Raw genomic sequence first — 13,540 nt, forward strand, 5'->3', positions numbered from 1 at the left:
TGCTTATAGAGTTGATTGTGCTTACAGACTGCAGCTGATATTTTCTAATGGTATCCATATTGATCCAGGAAGTCAAAATGTCCGTGACCCGGTTCATTTCGGTGAATGCGAGGTAAAGGTTAGGGAAAGAACAACAACAGGAGGGAACATAACGATGGCAGAACTTAAATTGACAGGCAAAGTAGCAATTGTAACCGGCGGCGGGTCAGGGATCGGTAAGGCATCTGTTCTGGAATTTGCGAGAAACGGCGCCAAGGTCATCTTACTGGACCGTACCCCTGATAATGCTGAAAAAGTAAAGCGTCAGGTGGAGCAGGCAGGCGGAGAGGCACATGTCATCGAGTGTGATATTGAACAGCCGCAGCAGGTGAAGGAAGCAATCGACCAGGCGGCTGCCAAATGGGGCAGACTGGATATAGTATTCGCAAACGCCGGAATTAACGGGTCGATGGCGCCGATTGAAACGATGGAGGTGGAGGACTGGGATCAGACCATTCATATCAACCTTCGCGGAACCTTCGCAACCGTTAAATACTCTATACCGCATTTGAGGGATAACGGCGGCAGTATTCTGATCAACAGCTCCATTAACGGGAACCGTGTCTTTTCCAATGTCGGATTTTCGGCCTACAGTACTACTAAGGCTGGGCAGGTTGCTTTTATGAAAATGGCAGCGCTTGAGCTGGCCCAGTACAAAATTAGAGTAAACGCAATATGTCCGGGAGCGATCTCCACCAACATCGATGACAACACCTATCCTTCAGAGGATCTGAAGGAAGTGCAGATACCGGTTGAATTCCCTGAGGGTGATCAGCCGCTGGAGGAGGGGCCGGGACGTCCGGACCAGGTAGCCAAGCTGGCGCTTTTCCTCGCTTCAAATGATTCTGATCATATTACAGGTACTGAAATCTATTGTGACGGCGCTGAATCACTGCTGCACGGCTAGATCCTTCTAAACAGGCACTGGCAGGCATAGTATGTTATGAATAGTTCCTCTACCGAAGAAACGGATTCCATCCGCGGCAATGCTGCAGCAGCCTCTAGCAGGTTAATGCGGTATGCAGCAGAGCGGCATGCGTTTCTTCTTTATTTAAAAATATTAAGAGCCTGTCCGCCGTTTTCAGGTATACTAATTTTATCTGTTTTTTTAGAGGAGGAGCCATGAGTATTGATCTTCATACAGAATCGATAATAAAACTGCTGGTGGCCATGCTGTTCGGGCTGTTCATCGGCATCGACCGGCAATTAAAGCAGAAACCGCTGGGGATCCGGACCAGCATGGTTATCAGCATCGCAAGCTGTCTGGTGACGCTCGTCTCCATTCATGCCTACGACAAGTTTGGCGGGGCGGAGCATCCTACGATGGACCCGATGCGTCTGGCAGCCCAGATTGTGAGCGGAATCGGTTTCTTAGGGGCCGGGGTTATTTTGCGCAGGGGCGGAGATGCTATTTCAGGCCTGACCTCAGCGGCACTTATCTGGACGGCCTCGGGGATCGGAATTGCGGTAGGCGCAGGCTTTTATCTGGAGGCAGGCTATGCGGTGGTGCTGCTTATGTTCGCTGTTAACGCAGTCCCGCTGCTGATCAAGGCGATTGGGCCTGAGGTGCTTAACAAGCACGAAATCTCAGTCAAAATCATCATGGAGCCTAACTACGTGCTGACTGAGGTCATTCAGAAAATTGAGGGCCGTCCAATGACAGAACAGCGTAAATCACGTAAACCGGGCCGGGCCATCCGGCGGATGAAAATCAAGGATCTCGATGACGGCCGTCAGATGATTGATATGGTTTTGTCTGCGCCTGACCATGATTATGCGACAGAAATCTATTATGATGTGAAAAAAATTGAACATGTCATGAGCGTCGAAGTGGAACAATTGTAAAAATGCCGTGTTACCGCTTCCCAAGATGTGTTAATCTATCTTAGAGAGTCATTTTGAGGATATGGAAGGGAGAACAAATTTACAATGTCGATTACAGCCTATGAAGGACAATTTGAAGGGGAAGCAGCGGTCTGGCTGAAGGCCGGACGTTATGAGGCGGCGATTCTGCCGCACATCGGGGGCAACCTGATCTGCTTCCGCGATACCGAGAACGGATACCGTTTCCTGCATGAGCCAGGCGCTGAGGAGATGGAGGATTTCAAGGCCAGTCCGGGAATTCACGGCATTCCGGTGCTGTTCCCTCCAAACCGTTATGAAGACGGGGAATTCCCGTTTAACGGCCGGACTTATCATCTTCCGGTGAACGAGACGGCGACGGGGAACCATCTTCACGGCTTTTTACATACTGCTGCCTGGGAAGTTGAGGAGTTTGGCAGTGGTAAAAGCGAAAGCTTCGTCACCGTAGTCATCAAGGTGGATGAGAACCATCCGTCTTATCAATATCTGCCGTTCAAATACACGGTTAAGCTGCGCTACACGCTTAGTGAAGACGGATTGTCCCAGCAGCTGCAGGTGCACAACGACGGTGAAGAGCTGATGCCATGTCTGTTGGCATTCCATACCGCTATTAATGCGCCGTTTGCTCCGGGCAGCACTCCGCAGGATTACAAAGTGAAGCTGACGATCGGCGACCGTTGGGAGCTCAATGAGCGTATGCTGCCTACAGGTGCCTTCCAGGAGCTGACCGCGGACGAAATTGCCCTGCGCGATGAAGGCCTGTACCCGTTCTATGCGCCAATGGACAACCATTATACTGCAGTTGCGCAGAACGGCCGTAACCGGATGGAGCTAACGGACAGTAAGGCTGGAGTAACACTGGTGTATGATGTCGGTACTTCGTACAAGCAGTGGATGATCTGGAACAACGGGGCAACCGAAGGCTTCTTCTGCCCTGAGCCGCAGATTAACCTTGTAAATGCGCCTAAGGTTGATCTGCCAGCCGATGAAATCGGACTGTTCAGCCTGGCTCCCGGAGAGTTCTGGGAAGAGACCGGCCGTCTGTATGTAAAATAAACAGCTTGAACACGATTCTGCTGTGCAAATCTATTCAAAGCGGGCTGCAGCCTTAACGCTGCAGCCCGCTTTTTTGCTGATCTGTATATAAACAGTGGTATATGGCGGTCCGGCGGATGTGAAGAATAGGGGCAGCGGAAGACTTGGCAACAAGTCTTTTTAATATAGCTTTAAGCTTGATGGCGTATACTACACGTTTATTATAGATTGGAGTAGGTGGTTTACTTGCGTCACAAGCTTTTTGCACAACATAGCTGGATGTTTCCGGCATTTCTGCTGCTGGGCGGATTTGGGCTGAACTTCTATCTGCAGACAACCTCATCAGGCCTGGAGCCGGTAAAGGTGATAAACTGGATCAGTGAATATCCGCTGCTGTATGCTTCCGGCAGCCTGTTTCTCTGTTTCCTGCTGCTGGCCGCGTCGGTGCTCCTGCCCAACATGTATATCGGGCCTTTCATAGTCATGCTTTTATGTGCCGTTGTTGGTACTGCTGATTATAAAAAGCTGCAGACAACCGGGGAGCCGCTGTTTCCCTGGGATCTGCTGCTGCTCAAAAACGCTGCGGATATGCTTACCATCACTAAAGGCATGATCTCGCCGATGATGCTTGCTGCAGCGGTGCTGGCTGCTGCTGTAGTGATCTGGCTGCTGCGCAGGCTGCCTGAGGTTAAGCTGCGCCTGCCGCTCAGGCTGCTGCTGGGCTCTGTGTCTGTGCTGCTGCTGGCTGGTTTTATCACTATGATCGGCGGACAGACCTCACTGTCATCCTCTATGAAGTACCAGAATATATTCTGGAACCAGAAGGTGAACTATGCACAGAACGGTTTTCTTTACGCCTTTACAGGCAATCTCCGCCAGAATCTGATGGAGCAGCCTGAAGGGTACAGCCGCCACAATATTGAGGCAATTGCAGCCAAATACAGCCAACTGCTGCCGGGTGATACAGCTGTACCTCCGGCAGGAGAGCAGCCTAATATTCTGTTCATGATGGATGAAGCCTTTTTTGATCCGACACGCCTTGGCGGTCTGACCTTTAGCAGTGACCCCTTAAGCTTTATTCATGGGTCAGAGAATAAGGCTCCTTCAGGCTATCTGCTTTCACCTGAATTCGGGGGAAATACGGCCAATGTTGAATTTGAAGCGCTGACCGGGCTGTCCATGTATTTCTTGAAGGACGGGGCTATTCCATACCAGCAGAAGCTTGTCAAAATGAATGCTCTGCCTTCTATCGTCAGCATACTGAAGGAGCGGGGCTACAGGGCCGAGGCACTGCATCCGTATGATGAAACCTTTTATAACCGGAACAGGGTATATCCGATGCTCGGCTTTGATTCCTTCACCAGTGAAAAGGAGCTTGGTGACAGCGGCCGTATTACACCTGGAGGTTACATATCCGATAAGTTTGCCGTGCAGGAGGCGGTAAGCCGGTTTAAGTCAGCAGCAGAGCCTTTGTTTCTGCATCTGGTAACCATGCAGAACCACTTCCCGTTCACCAAGGGGCAGAACGGGCCGAACACCATAGCGGTCAGCGGGATCAAGTCTGAATATAAGGATGAGATGGAGACCTATGTCCAGAACAGCAAACTTACGGACGAGGCGCTATCCTTGCTGCAGAGGGAGCTGCTGACAATCAGTAGACCTACCATTGCCGTATTCTGGGGCGATCATCTGCCTGCGTTGTCTGCAGGTATTTATTCGGATGCAGGCTGGGAAGGGGAGCCCCGGCTAAAGCATGAAACTACGCTGATGTTCCTGGCGAACTTCGACATTGGCGCGGCTCCGCTCGGAACGCTAAGCCCGGCATTTCTGGGGCCGGAAGTATTCCAGATGTCCGGGCTGTCTATGCCGCCTTTTTATAAGCTGCTGAGTCAGGTTCAGGCGGAGCTGCCCGGTCTCAGCAAGGCTGCGCTGATTGGCTCAGGCGGTCCGCTCACAGGCCTGACCAGCCGGCAGCAGGAGCTTCTGAACGATTACCGGCTGGTTGAGTACGACCTGCTGGAGGGTGAAAGCTACTCGTCTGAGCTGTTATTCTGAAGCAGGAAACCGGTTGCATTTTGTGGAAATAGTAGGGATGCTTGCACTGCCCTGCAAAGCATTGGATAATAGCACTCAGAGAACTCATTTAACAGGAGGCAAGTAGATGCAGATTATCGCAATGCTGACTATGCTGATTGACCACGTCGGCTACATTTTTTTTCCTTATGAAATGGGCTGGAGAATAGTGGGGAGAATCGCCTTTCCGATTTACTGCTACGCGCTGGTACAAGGGCATATACATACTAAATCAACACCAAAGTATCTGCTGCGTCTGCTGCTGATCGCGGTCATTGCGCAGGTGCCGTACAATATGGCGCTGGATCCCGGCGGCTGGAACGTCGTATTCACGCTGCTGCTCTCCGCGATTGTGCTTGTCATCCTGGATAAGCTGCCGTCCCTTTGGTTCGGCATTCCGCTTGTGCTGCTTGCCGTCTATATGATGGATACGCTGCCGCTGGATTACAATGCCTATGGTCTGTTACTGGTGCTGGTTTTCCGCTACGCGCGCTCCTATTATCTGATCCTGGCCCATTTTCTGCTGAACGGCTTTTATCTGTTCTACAGCGGCTGGCTTGTCCAAATGTATAGTATTATGCCGACGCTTGTTATCGCTGTATTTCCTGCAGCGTGGACCTATCTTGAGCGCAGACGGCTGCCCCGCTGGGTATGGTGGTCCTTTTATCCGGGACATCTGGCCATTTTGGCAGCGATAAAGATTCTCAATACCCAGGAATGGGTAAATATTCAATGGCGGACTCTGTTTATGCTTTAAAAAATTTCCTGTAACCGGGAAATACAGCACCTTTGAATGCTGATCCTCCCTCTTTTTGAGTTGATGGATAGATGTACAAATAACCTATGAAGGAGTCATGCTATGAAGAGAATGAAGAAGGGCACCAAATGGCTGCTGCCGGTGCTGGCTATGCTGCTGATTCTGGCAGGATGCCAGACTGTGGGCGGGCTGGATGTAAATAAGGCGCTGCTGGGGGATCTGGATGTTAAATCGGTAGAGTCCAGTACAACACTGTCCTTGAATGCTGTTCCGGCTGACGGAATCAGTGCCGAGGATCTGGAAATGGTCGAACTTATCAATTCTTTTTCCGTTAATATTGCCCATGTTAAGCTGCAGGATAACGGTAATGTGTCTGCTGCCGGGACTGTGACCTACAAGCAGGCGACAGTACCGTTCAATCTGTCTATGGATCAGGAAGCGGTTGTGTTCAATGCTGAAGGAGCCAAGCAGCCGTTCTATTTCCCGCTTGATAGCTACGAGGATTCCCTCGGTGTGGAAGGGCTGGATGAGAACAAGCTGCAGGATATCACCAAGCTTGTAACGGAATTCGTCGTTAAGAATCTGCCGAATCCGGCTGCAATCAGTGCCACCTCTGTAAGCGAAACAGTGTATGGACAGCAGCTGAACCTGACGAAGCTACATACCGAAATTACAGGTGATGAGCTGCCTGCACTGGTGAAGAGCTTCCTGAAATCTGTGTCCAAGGATACAGAAGGATTTACAGCTTTAATCGGCGGTTTGTACGATTATCTGTATCCTATTCTGATTGCTACAGGAGCTGATGAGGAGCTGGATTACCTTGGCTTCGGAGAAATCCCGCTGGAGGACAAGGAAGGTGTTGTGACTGTAGCCCACGATGCCGCTAAGCTGGCGGTGGATGCACTGCTGCTGGTCTATGATAAGCAGCTCGATAATCTTTATGAGAATACACCTGAGCTGGCTACTGTACTGAGCAAGGATACGAAGCTGCAGGTGGATCTGTTTGTCGATAGCGGCTTCCATGTGCGCAAGCAGAATTTTGATCTTACGGTAGCTCTGCCGGCCAGTGAAGATCTGCCGCTGAAGAGCATCTCCGTAAAATCGGAGAGCCAGACCTGGAATGTTAACGGTCCGGTTACAGCGGATCTGATCAGCAGGGAAGGTGCATTGGATCTGAACAGCACGGAGCTCACACCGGGAGAAACCCTGCGTAACTTTGAGCCGGGCTCAACCGTCTACAATGTGCTTAAGGATGACTTTAAAATTACAGCCAAGACCCTGATGATTGAACCGGATGATGATTACTATTATTATCCTGTGAACATTGGCGGCACTACCTGGGTTCCGCTGCGCTATGTGGCAGAGGATCTGGATGCCGGAATCACCTGGAACGGTGCGGACAAATCGATTACGGTAACTGAGGATGTGTACGGTGATACCATCGTATTCAAAATCGGTTCGAATCAGGCGCTCGTTAACGGCACAGCTGTGAAGCTGCAGGGTCCTGTGTTCGTAGATGAATACGGGGATGCCAATGTACCGTTGCGGGTACTTGCCGAGGCGCTGCGTGCCGAGGTAGAGGTGGATGAGGATGGCTACATCTGGATTGACCGTCCTTAAGCTGCAGTCGTATTAATAGAAAAAAGTAAAGCCGGAGCTCCTATTCAAGGGCTCCGGCTTTTTGCTGCTTACAGCTGCTATTTGGCAAAATCAAGACCTCTGGCGGCAAGGGCCTCCCGCAGCATATCAATTCCTTTGGGACCCATGCCGTGCAGCTTGGCCAGCTCACTTGCTCTGACGAGGGTTAGCTGCTCCAGACTGCTGTAGCCGGCATGCTCCAGCGCACGCAGCGCCGGCTGGGACAGCTTGACCGGAAGTCCGCTCTCCGGCAGCGGTACGATTCGTGAAGTCATTCATAGCCTCCTTTCTGCAGCGGCAGGAGCCTACTGCCTGGTAAGGGTCATTTCGAGCTCTGTATTACTAAGCTCCTTGGGCTTCAGCATACTGCTGATATAGCCTGACATGAAGCCTTCCTTCTGCCTTTGCCACAGCATGTATCCCGGCATCGCCTTGATGGCTTCTGCGTCAACACTGGCTGTGCCGGCAAAATAATGAACATTCAGTGAAGACATCATCTCGGCCATAGACTGCTTCTCTTCTACACTAAAGCCGCTTTCCTCAAGATTCTGCATCGCTTTATTATAGGAGCCCTTAGCGAACGAATTTTCGGCATATGCAGTAAAGTTTAACAGGTTGGAATCCGTTATTCCATTGTCAGCAGCCCAGCCCTCGACGTCTAAGGAAGCCGCTTTATAGGTGACTTTCCGGGATCGCGGGTCAAAGGTCATTCTGCCGTACTGATGCGGGTTGACTGCAAAAGCACTGGTGGCGATATCAAAAACCGGAGTAACCGTTAACCCGTCTGCAGCAGTCTGTCCGGCCAAAGGGTCCCGCTGGATATCCTGCATGTGAATATGTCCGGATAATACGAGATTAAGGTTGTCCTTACGCAGGGCAGTCATCGTTTCCTGGCTGTTATTAAGCTTAAAGCCGGAGACGGACATGGAGGTGTGACTGAGCAGATTGTGATGCATGACTGTAATGATTGAGGCCTGCTGCTCTGCAGCGAGCTCTACACAGTCATTCATCCAGGCCAATGTTGCCGGCAGAATACGGCCGTCGGTCTGAGGAAAGCCGTACTTAAGATTATTGACATACTGGCTGCTGTCAATCATCAGCAGCCATAAGCCCGGTGCGGCATTAACCGCATAGCTCAGGCTGTTCTTATCCCTTGAAACGGCTTCATTGTACCCGAAGTCGGCATACAGCTCTGTGAAATCGGTATCGGTGATATGCTCGGCTATGATTTGCTTGTCATCCTTAAAGGATCTCGCCCATGGATTAAACAAATCATGATTGCCCGGGATAACATAGACGGAGGTACCATGCTCTTCGATACGCTTCAACTTGGCGGCAAGCTCAGTATGGCTGCCGGCTTCCCCGTTGTTGGTCAGATCACCGCTTAGGATCAGAAACCGCGGCTTTACCTTTGCAGCATCATGAACGAGTGCTTCCATAAGCTCATCACTGTAGGGAAGCATTTTACCATCCCCGCCGCTGACATAGCTCTGGAACGCCGGACCGCCATCCTGCAGCGCTTTGTCCAGGTAATGGGTATCTGTTGCCACCCAGAAGGATACCGGCTGTGTCCGGTCCTCATAGCTGTCAGCGGTGCTGGTCGGAGTGCCGGAAACATCAGATGACAATTGTGTGTCTTTGCAGCCTGACAGGAGGGCGGCTGCGGTAAGCAGTAAGCTGACCATTAATATTGCCGGATTTATGGACGGAAACCGGCTTTTAAGGGCAGTAATAATCATATTCGAGGACCTTCCTTCAGCAAATTTGCTGCACTATTGTAGCTCATTTGAGGCTGATTTGTATACCGGAATACAGCAGATGTTTCGAAAGGTCCAGATGTGATTATAGAAAATAGTGGAAGGCGAATAAATTGCGTGAATTCTGCGACAATAAGAGTTGATATAGAGCTCCGGCTCCGAAATATTGTTAAATAGGTGTTGTTTTATCGGAAAAGAAGTGTTAAGATATACAAAAGTTAGTTACTTAATTAAATGGAGGTAGTTATTTTATGTCTAAGACTTTTCTCGAAGCTGTAGAAGCAAGACGGTCTGTGTATGCAATCAGCAAGGAATCTCCGGTCTCCGATGATAAAATCAAAGAAATTGTTGAAGCGGCCGTATTACATAGCCCGACTTCCTTTAACTCTCAGAGCTCCAGAGCAGTAGTTCTGCTTGGCGAACAGCATGATAAGCTGTGGGATATTACAGCTGAAACACTGCGCAAGATTGTGCCGACTGAGCAATTCGAAGGAACTGCACAGAAGCTGGCTTCGTTCAAAGCCGGCTACGGCTCTGTATTGTTCTTTGAGGATCAGGCCGTAGTAAAAAATCTGCAGGAGAATTTTGCCCTGTACGCTGACAATTTCCCGATCTGGTCCAATCAGTCCTCCGGAATTCTGCAGTTTGTAGTTTGGACAGCCTTCTCGGAAGCCGGTCTGGGCGCTTCGCTTCAGCACTACAACCCGCTGATCGATGATGAGGTGAAGGAAACCTTCGGTATTCCGGCAGAGTGGAAGCTGATTGCCCAGCTGCCGTTCGGCAAGACGGTTACCGCTCCGGGACCAAAAGAATTCCAGCCGATTGAAGACCGCGTAAAGGTTCATAAATAAGGTTTAGCCCTATTGTTTAGAACCTCCTTAATCAGGATAAGTAGTACTATGATCGTTCATGGACTATATAACCCTGATAAAGGAGGTTTTTGCTATGCCTTGGACCAAGGAGGATTATCCGGATTCCCTGAAAAATTTCATGGCACCGGTGCGCAATAAGGCGATTGAGATTGCCAATGCGCTGCTGGAGGACGGATATGAGGAGGGGCGGGCCATTGCAATTGCTACAGCTCAGGCGAAAGAGTGGGGCGAGAACCACGACAAGCAGATCCGCAAAAAAAATACGTAGCACCTGCTGCACCCGGTCACAGGCTGACAGCATAAAAAGGACCAGGCGGCAATTAACCGTCTGGTCCTTTTGTAGCGTGAGGTAATTATTCAGCAGCAGGTGCTTCTGTAGCTTCCGGGTCAGCAGAGGCTGCTGGTGTTGCCGAAGCTCCAGGCTCATCCGTAAGGGTATTTGTAATCTTAGCGTTTGTAGTCAGATCCTGCAGCCAGGTGGAGGACAGCTCAGACACCTTCTGGGAGGTCAATGTTTTTCTGATTTCTTCTTTCTTCTCATCCAGTGTGTATTCTTTAGCTTCCTTACGGTCTGTTACCTTAATGATATGGTAGCCGTAATCGCTCTTCACAGCACCGCTGGTTTCGCCTACCTTAAGGGCAAAGGCAGCATCGGAGAATTCAGGGACCATGTCGCCTTTCTTGAAGAAGCCAAGGTCTCCGCCGTTCTCTTTGGAGCCTGTATCAGCGGATTTCTCTTTAGCCAGTGCTGCAAAATCAGCACCTTCATTGAGCTGTTTGACGATTGCATCGGCTTCTTCCTTGGTTTCAACCAGGATATGGGAGGCCTGAACCTGTTCTTCCTGATTAAAGGTAGCCTTGTTCTCATCGAAATAAGCAGAAATATCTTCATCCGTTACAGTTATCTGCGGCTCCAGCAGCTTGCGGATCTCAACCTGCAGCGGCATCTGGGCCTTCAGGTCGTCAAGCGTCATCGAGCTCTGGGCCAGAGCGGCGTTCAGCGCATCTTCTCCGCCGAACTGGGTTTTCAGATCTTCAATTTCTGCATTGATATCCTCATCAGTAACAGTGATGTTGGCTTTCTTGGCTTCCTGGCTTACAAGGGTTGTGGTAATCAGGTTCTGCAGGGTTGTTTCGCCCCCGGCTTCAACCAGCTTGTCGTACAGCTGGGCTCTGGTGATATCAGCCCCGTTAACGGTAGCCACTGCAGTGCTGCTCTCATCCTTCTGGAAAGGCGGTTTAATCAATACTATAATCAGTGCTGCCGCAAGTACGATTGAAGCAATCATCCAGCCCTTGCCGCCTTTAGGGGATGAAGGGGGAGTGCTGCCGCCGCCAACCTTGCTCATCACAGGAACAGTCTCAGGTGCTGCTGGATTGCTGTCCGGCTCTACAGCCGCTTGTGCTGCAGGAACAGTCTCATCTGCCGCTGTAAACACCGGTTCTGCTTCAACTGAAGCTTCATTGTTGTTTGCGGAAGCAGCAGTTTCTTCCGGTGTTGCGTTGTTGTTCAATTGCTCATTACCTTCAAATTCTTTTTTGTCCATTAGAATTAATGACTCCCTTCAATATAGGTGATGCCTGTCTTTCTACAACTTTACCAGAAATCAGGATTCCAAACCTTAAGAAAGTATAAAAAAGCATAAAAGCTTTTTAAGATTCCATTAAGATAAAGGAAAAAACCGGAAGCACACGGGATTCCCGTACGCCTCCGGCTTATAAGCAGGAAGTGATAAGAACGCATAAAGACAACCCGTTTCTGCATTCTTATACTCTCAAACGATTCACGCTCTCAAGAAGTAAGCCCTTTCAGCAGATGGCGTATGCTTTCCTGTTTCCGTCTGGGAACACGGACGTTTTTGGCGTAGAGGCCCTTTTCTCCGAAATAGATGCAGTCGTCTTCAATAGCGCTGATCTTATTCAGATTCACGTAGCAGCTACCGTAAACATGATAGTAGCTAGAATTCGATAACAAACGGTTCAGTTGCTCGGCAGACATTCTCTTTTTAATATTATAGTTTCTGCCGTGAAAAATGACCAGATCATGGTCCCCGACCTTAAAGAACAGAATGTCTGTTTCCACCTCGAAGTCCTCATATACATTTCTGGCTTCCAGCAGGCTGCTCATTCGTGTTCCCCCTTTATACAATTTTAACGACGCGTGTTAGCGCTTTCATTATAGCACATTCTTTTTTTTTTGAGAAGTCTTATTTTTGAAATGTTTTTTGTCATTTTTTCCGTTGCATTTGTCATAGACGCTGAAAAATTGTAAATTATAAAGATGGCTGTTGTTTGGACGAGAGCCAGCTTGTATATAAAATACCGGATGGACTTATGGAGGAGGAAAACCGAGATGAAAGAAAATTCCAGATTATTGCTGTTTACCGGCTCCTATGCGAGTGCAGCGGATAACGGGGTACAGGTGTATGAATTTAACGGAGAGGCTGGAGGTACGCTAAAGCTGCTGGACAGTGTGCAGGGTATCGCCAATCCTACCTTTGTAAATGTGGATACTGCCAAGCAGCGGCTGTATGCAATAGGTGAGAAGCTTAACGCTGAAGGGGTAAAAGAAGGCGAGGTTGTAACGCTGGCCATTGACCCGCAGACCGGCAAGCTTACCGAGCTGGGCCGGATTGCCACGATGCCTGCTTCAGAAGCAGGACAGACGACAACCTGCCATATTAACAGGGATGCGGCGAGCGAAGTTATCGTTGTGTGCAGCTATCATGGCGGCCTGGTGGGCCTGCTGAGTGTAGATGCGGACGGAACGCCGGTGCGCCTGACAGATACTGCTGTACATACCGGAAAAGGGGCGGTAGCCGGCCAGGAGAAGCCGCATCCGCATTCGGCTGTTTTCAGTCCGGACGAGCGGTTCCTGTTTGTCTCCGATCTCGGCCTGGATCTCATCCGTACCTACCGTATCAACAAGGATGCCGGTACACTTGAAGCTCAGGGTGAAGTCAGAGTTGAACCGGGAGCAGGACCCCGTCATTTTGTATTCCATCCTAACGGCAAGTCCGCCTATGTCATTAATGAGCTGAACAGCACGGTTACCTCTTTCCTGTACGACAGTGAGTCAGGCACTCTGAAGACAGCTGTTACTGTACCGACGCTGCCAGATGATTATTCTTATACAAATAACGGCTGCGCCGAAATCGCCTTCTCGAAAGACGGACGGTTTCTGTACGGCTCCAACCGCGGTCATGACAGCATCGTTGTTTATGCGGTAAATGCTGAGACTGCTGAGCTTACAGTAGTAGAGCACGTGTCTACACGGGGAGGCCATCCGCGGCATTTCGCGCTGACACCGGATGGTGAGTATCTGATTGTAGCAAACCGCGACGGCAACAACCTGGTCGTGTTCTCACTGGATACTGCAACCGGACGCCTGAGCTTTACCGGTAATGAAGCAGAGGCCTCCAAGCCTGTCTGCGTGAAGCCGGCGGTATTTCCGGCCTGAGCCAGGCAATGTCTGTAACTGACTGACAAAAAAGGAACACCGGAAG

General features: G+C 50.1%; 13 protein-coding genes. 9 read left to right on the forward strand and 4 right to left on the reverse strand.

Features of this window, described 5'->3' with window-relative positions:
• The first annotated feature begins 154 nt into the window (after positions 1-154).
• The 6 genes from R70723_RS13225 to R70723_RS13250 all read left to right on the forward strand — a co-directional run bounded on the left by R70723_RS13225 (position 155) and on the right by R70723_RS13250 (position 7,387).
• Positions 155-946: an SDR family oxidoreductase gene (locus tag R70723_RS13225; RefSeq protein WP_039872679.1), complete on the forward strand. Its 792-nt coding sequence runs from the start codon at positions 155-157 to the stop codon at positions 944-946.
• A gap of 215 nt (positions 947-1,161) precedes the next feature.
• Positions 1,162-1,884: an MgtC/SapB family protein gene (locus R70723_RS13230; RefSeq protein ID WP_039872681.1), complete on the forward strand. Its 723-nt coding sequence runs from the start codon at positions 1,162-1,164 to the stop codon at positions 1,882-1,884.
• Positions 1,885-1,968: 84 nt separating this feature from the next.
• A complete protein-coding gene (locus tag R70723_RS13235) occupies positions 1,969-2,958 on the forward strand; it encodes an aldose 1-epimerase (RefSeq protein ID WP_039872684.1) in 990 nt (329 codons plus the stop codon).
• A gap of 225 nt (positions 2,959-3,183) precedes the next feature.
• Positions 3,184-4,992, forward strand: a complete 1,809-nt coding sequence (locus tag R70723_RS13240) for an LTA synthase family protein (protein ID WP_039872687.1) — start codon at positions 3,184-3,186, stop codon at positions 4,990-4,992.
• A gap of 106 nt (positions 4,993-5,098) precedes the next feature.
• Positions 5,099-5,767: a TraX family protein gene (locus R70723_RS13245; protein WP_039872689.1), complete on the forward strand. Its 669-nt coding sequence runs from the start codon at positions 5,099-5,101 to the stop codon at positions 5,765-5,767.
• A 102-nt stretch (positions 5,768-5,869) separates the two neighbouring features.
• The gene (locus R70723_RS13250) at positions 5,870-7,387 is read left to right on the forward strand and encodes a copper amine oxidase N-terminal domain-containing protein (protein WP_052421302.1); all 1,518 of its coding nucleotides are present in this window, start codon (positions 5,870-5,872) and stop codon (positions 7,385-7,387) included.
• Between the two features lie 77 nt (positions 7,388-7,464).
• On the opposite strand, the gene R70723_RS13255 is transcribed toward R70723_RS13250, so the two are convergent.
• Entirely contained in the window at positions 7,465-7,680 is a 216-nt protein-coding gene (locus R70723_RS13255) for a helix-hairpin-helix domain-containing protein (protein WP_039872691.1), read from the reverse strand.
• Between the two features lie 30 nt (positions 7,681-7,710).
• Positions 7,711-9,144 carry a metallophosphoesterase gene (locus R70723_RS13260; protein WP_052421303.1) on the reverse strand — a complete coding sequence of 478 codons (1,434 nt, stop codon included), beginning with the start codon at positions 9,142-9,144 and terminating at the stop codon, positions 7,711-7,713.
• 269 nt (positions 9,145-9,413) lie between these two features.
• On the opposite strand from R70723_RS13260, the gene R70723_RS13265 reads away from it, so the two are divergent.
• Together R70723_RS13265 and R70723_RS13270 are read left to right on the forward strand one after the other, a co-directional pair.
• Entirely contained in the window at positions 9,414-10,013 is a 600-nt protein-coding gene (locus tag R70723_RS13265; RefSeq protein WP_039872692.1) for a nitroreductase family protein, read from the forward strand.
• 94 nt (positions 10,014-10,107) lie between these two features.
• The gene (locus R70723_RS13270; RefSeq protein ID WP_039872694.1) at positions 10,108-10,302 is read left to right on the forward strand and encodes a DUF2188 domain-containing protein; all 195 of its coding nucleotides are present in this window, start codon (positions 10,108-10,110) and stop codon (positions 10,300-10,302) included.
• A gap of 85 nt (positions 10,303-10,387) precedes the next feature.
• Here R70723_RS13270 and R70723_RS13275 read toward each other — a convergent pair whose 3' ends face one another.
• Positions 10,388-11,581: a peptidylprolyl isomerase gene (locus R70723_RS13275; protein WP_052421304.1), complete on the reverse strand. Its 1,194-nt coding sequence runs from the start codon at positions 11,579-11,581 to the stop codon at positions 10,388-10,390.
• Between the two features lie 245 nt (positions 11,582-11,826).
• Complete coding sequence (locus R70723_RS13280) at positions 11,827-12,162, reverse strand: LytTR family transcriptional regulator DNA-binding domain-containing protein (protein ID WP_039872696.1); 336 nt, start codon at positions 12,160-12,162, stop codon at positions 11,827-11,829.
• Positions 12,163-12,387: 225 nt separating this feature from the next.
• On the opposite strand from R70723_RS13280, the gene R70723_RS13285 reads away from it, so the two are divergent.
• Positions 12,388-13,494, forward strand: coding sequence for a lactonase family protein (locus tag R70723_RS13285; RefSeq protein ID WP_039872698.1), 1,107 nt, complete (start codon positions 12,388-12,390; stop codon positions 13,492-13,494).
• Positions 13,495-13,540 lie beyond the last annotated feature (46 nt).

The sequence above is a fragment of the Paenibacillus sp. FSL R7-0273 genome (assembly GCF_000758625.1).
In the GTDB taxonomy this organism is placed as follows: domain Bacteria; phylum Bacillota; class Bacilli; order Paenibacillales; family Paenibacillaceae; genus Paenibacillus_AQ.

Excerpts from the sequence above, each read along its gene's own strand:
- R70723_RS13225 (WP_039872679.1), top strand. The coding sequence starts at position 155 with ATGGCAGAACTTAAATTGACAGGCAAAGTAGCAATTGTAACCGGCGGC.
- R70723_RS13230 (WP_039872681.1), top strand. The coding sequence starts at position 1,162 with ATGAGTATTGATCTTCATACAGAATCGATAATAAAACTGCTGGTGGCC.
- R70723_RS13235 (WP_039872684.1), top strand. The coding sequence starts at position 1,969 with ATGTCGATTACAGCCTATGAAGGACAATTTGAAGGGGAAGCAGCGGTC.
- R70723_RS13245 (WP_039872689.1), top strand. The coding sequence starts at position 5,099 with ATGCAGATTATCGCAATGCTGACTATGCTGATTGACCACGTCGGCTAC.
- R70723_RS13250 (WP_052421302.1), top strand. The coding sequence starts at position 5,870 with ATGAAGAGAATGAAGAAGGGCACCAAATGGCTGCTGCCGGTGCTGGCT.
- R70723_RS13255 (WP_039872691.1), bottom strand. The coding sequence starts at position 7,680 with ATGACTTCACGAATCGTACCGCTGCCGGAGAGCGGACTTCCGGTCAAG.
- R70723_RS13260 (WP_052421303.1), bottom strand. The coding sequence starts at position 9,144 with ATGATTATTACTGCCCTTAAAAGCCGGTTTCCGTCCATAAATCCGGCA.
- R70723_RS13265 (WP_039872692.1), top strand. The coding sequence starts at position 9,414 with ATGTCTAAGACTTTTCTCGAAGCTGTAGAAGCAAGACGGTCTGTGTAT.
- R70723_RS13270 (WP_039872694.1), top strand. The coding sequence starts at position 10,108 with ATGCCTTGGACCAAGGAGGATTATCCGGATTCCCTGAAAAATTTCATG.
- R70723_RS13275 (WP_052421304.1), bottom strand. The coding sequence starts at position 11,581 with ATGGACAAAAAAGAATTTGAAGGTAATGAGCAATTGAACAACAACGCA.
- R70723_RS13280 (WP_039872696.1), bottom strand. The coding sequence starts at position 12,162 with ATGAGCAGCCTGCTGGAAGCCAGAAATGTATATGAGGACTTCGAGGTG.
- R70723_RS13285 (WP_039872698.1), top strand. The coding sequence starts at position 12,388 with ATGAAAGAAAATTCCAGATTATTGCTGTTTACCGGCTCCTATGCGAGT.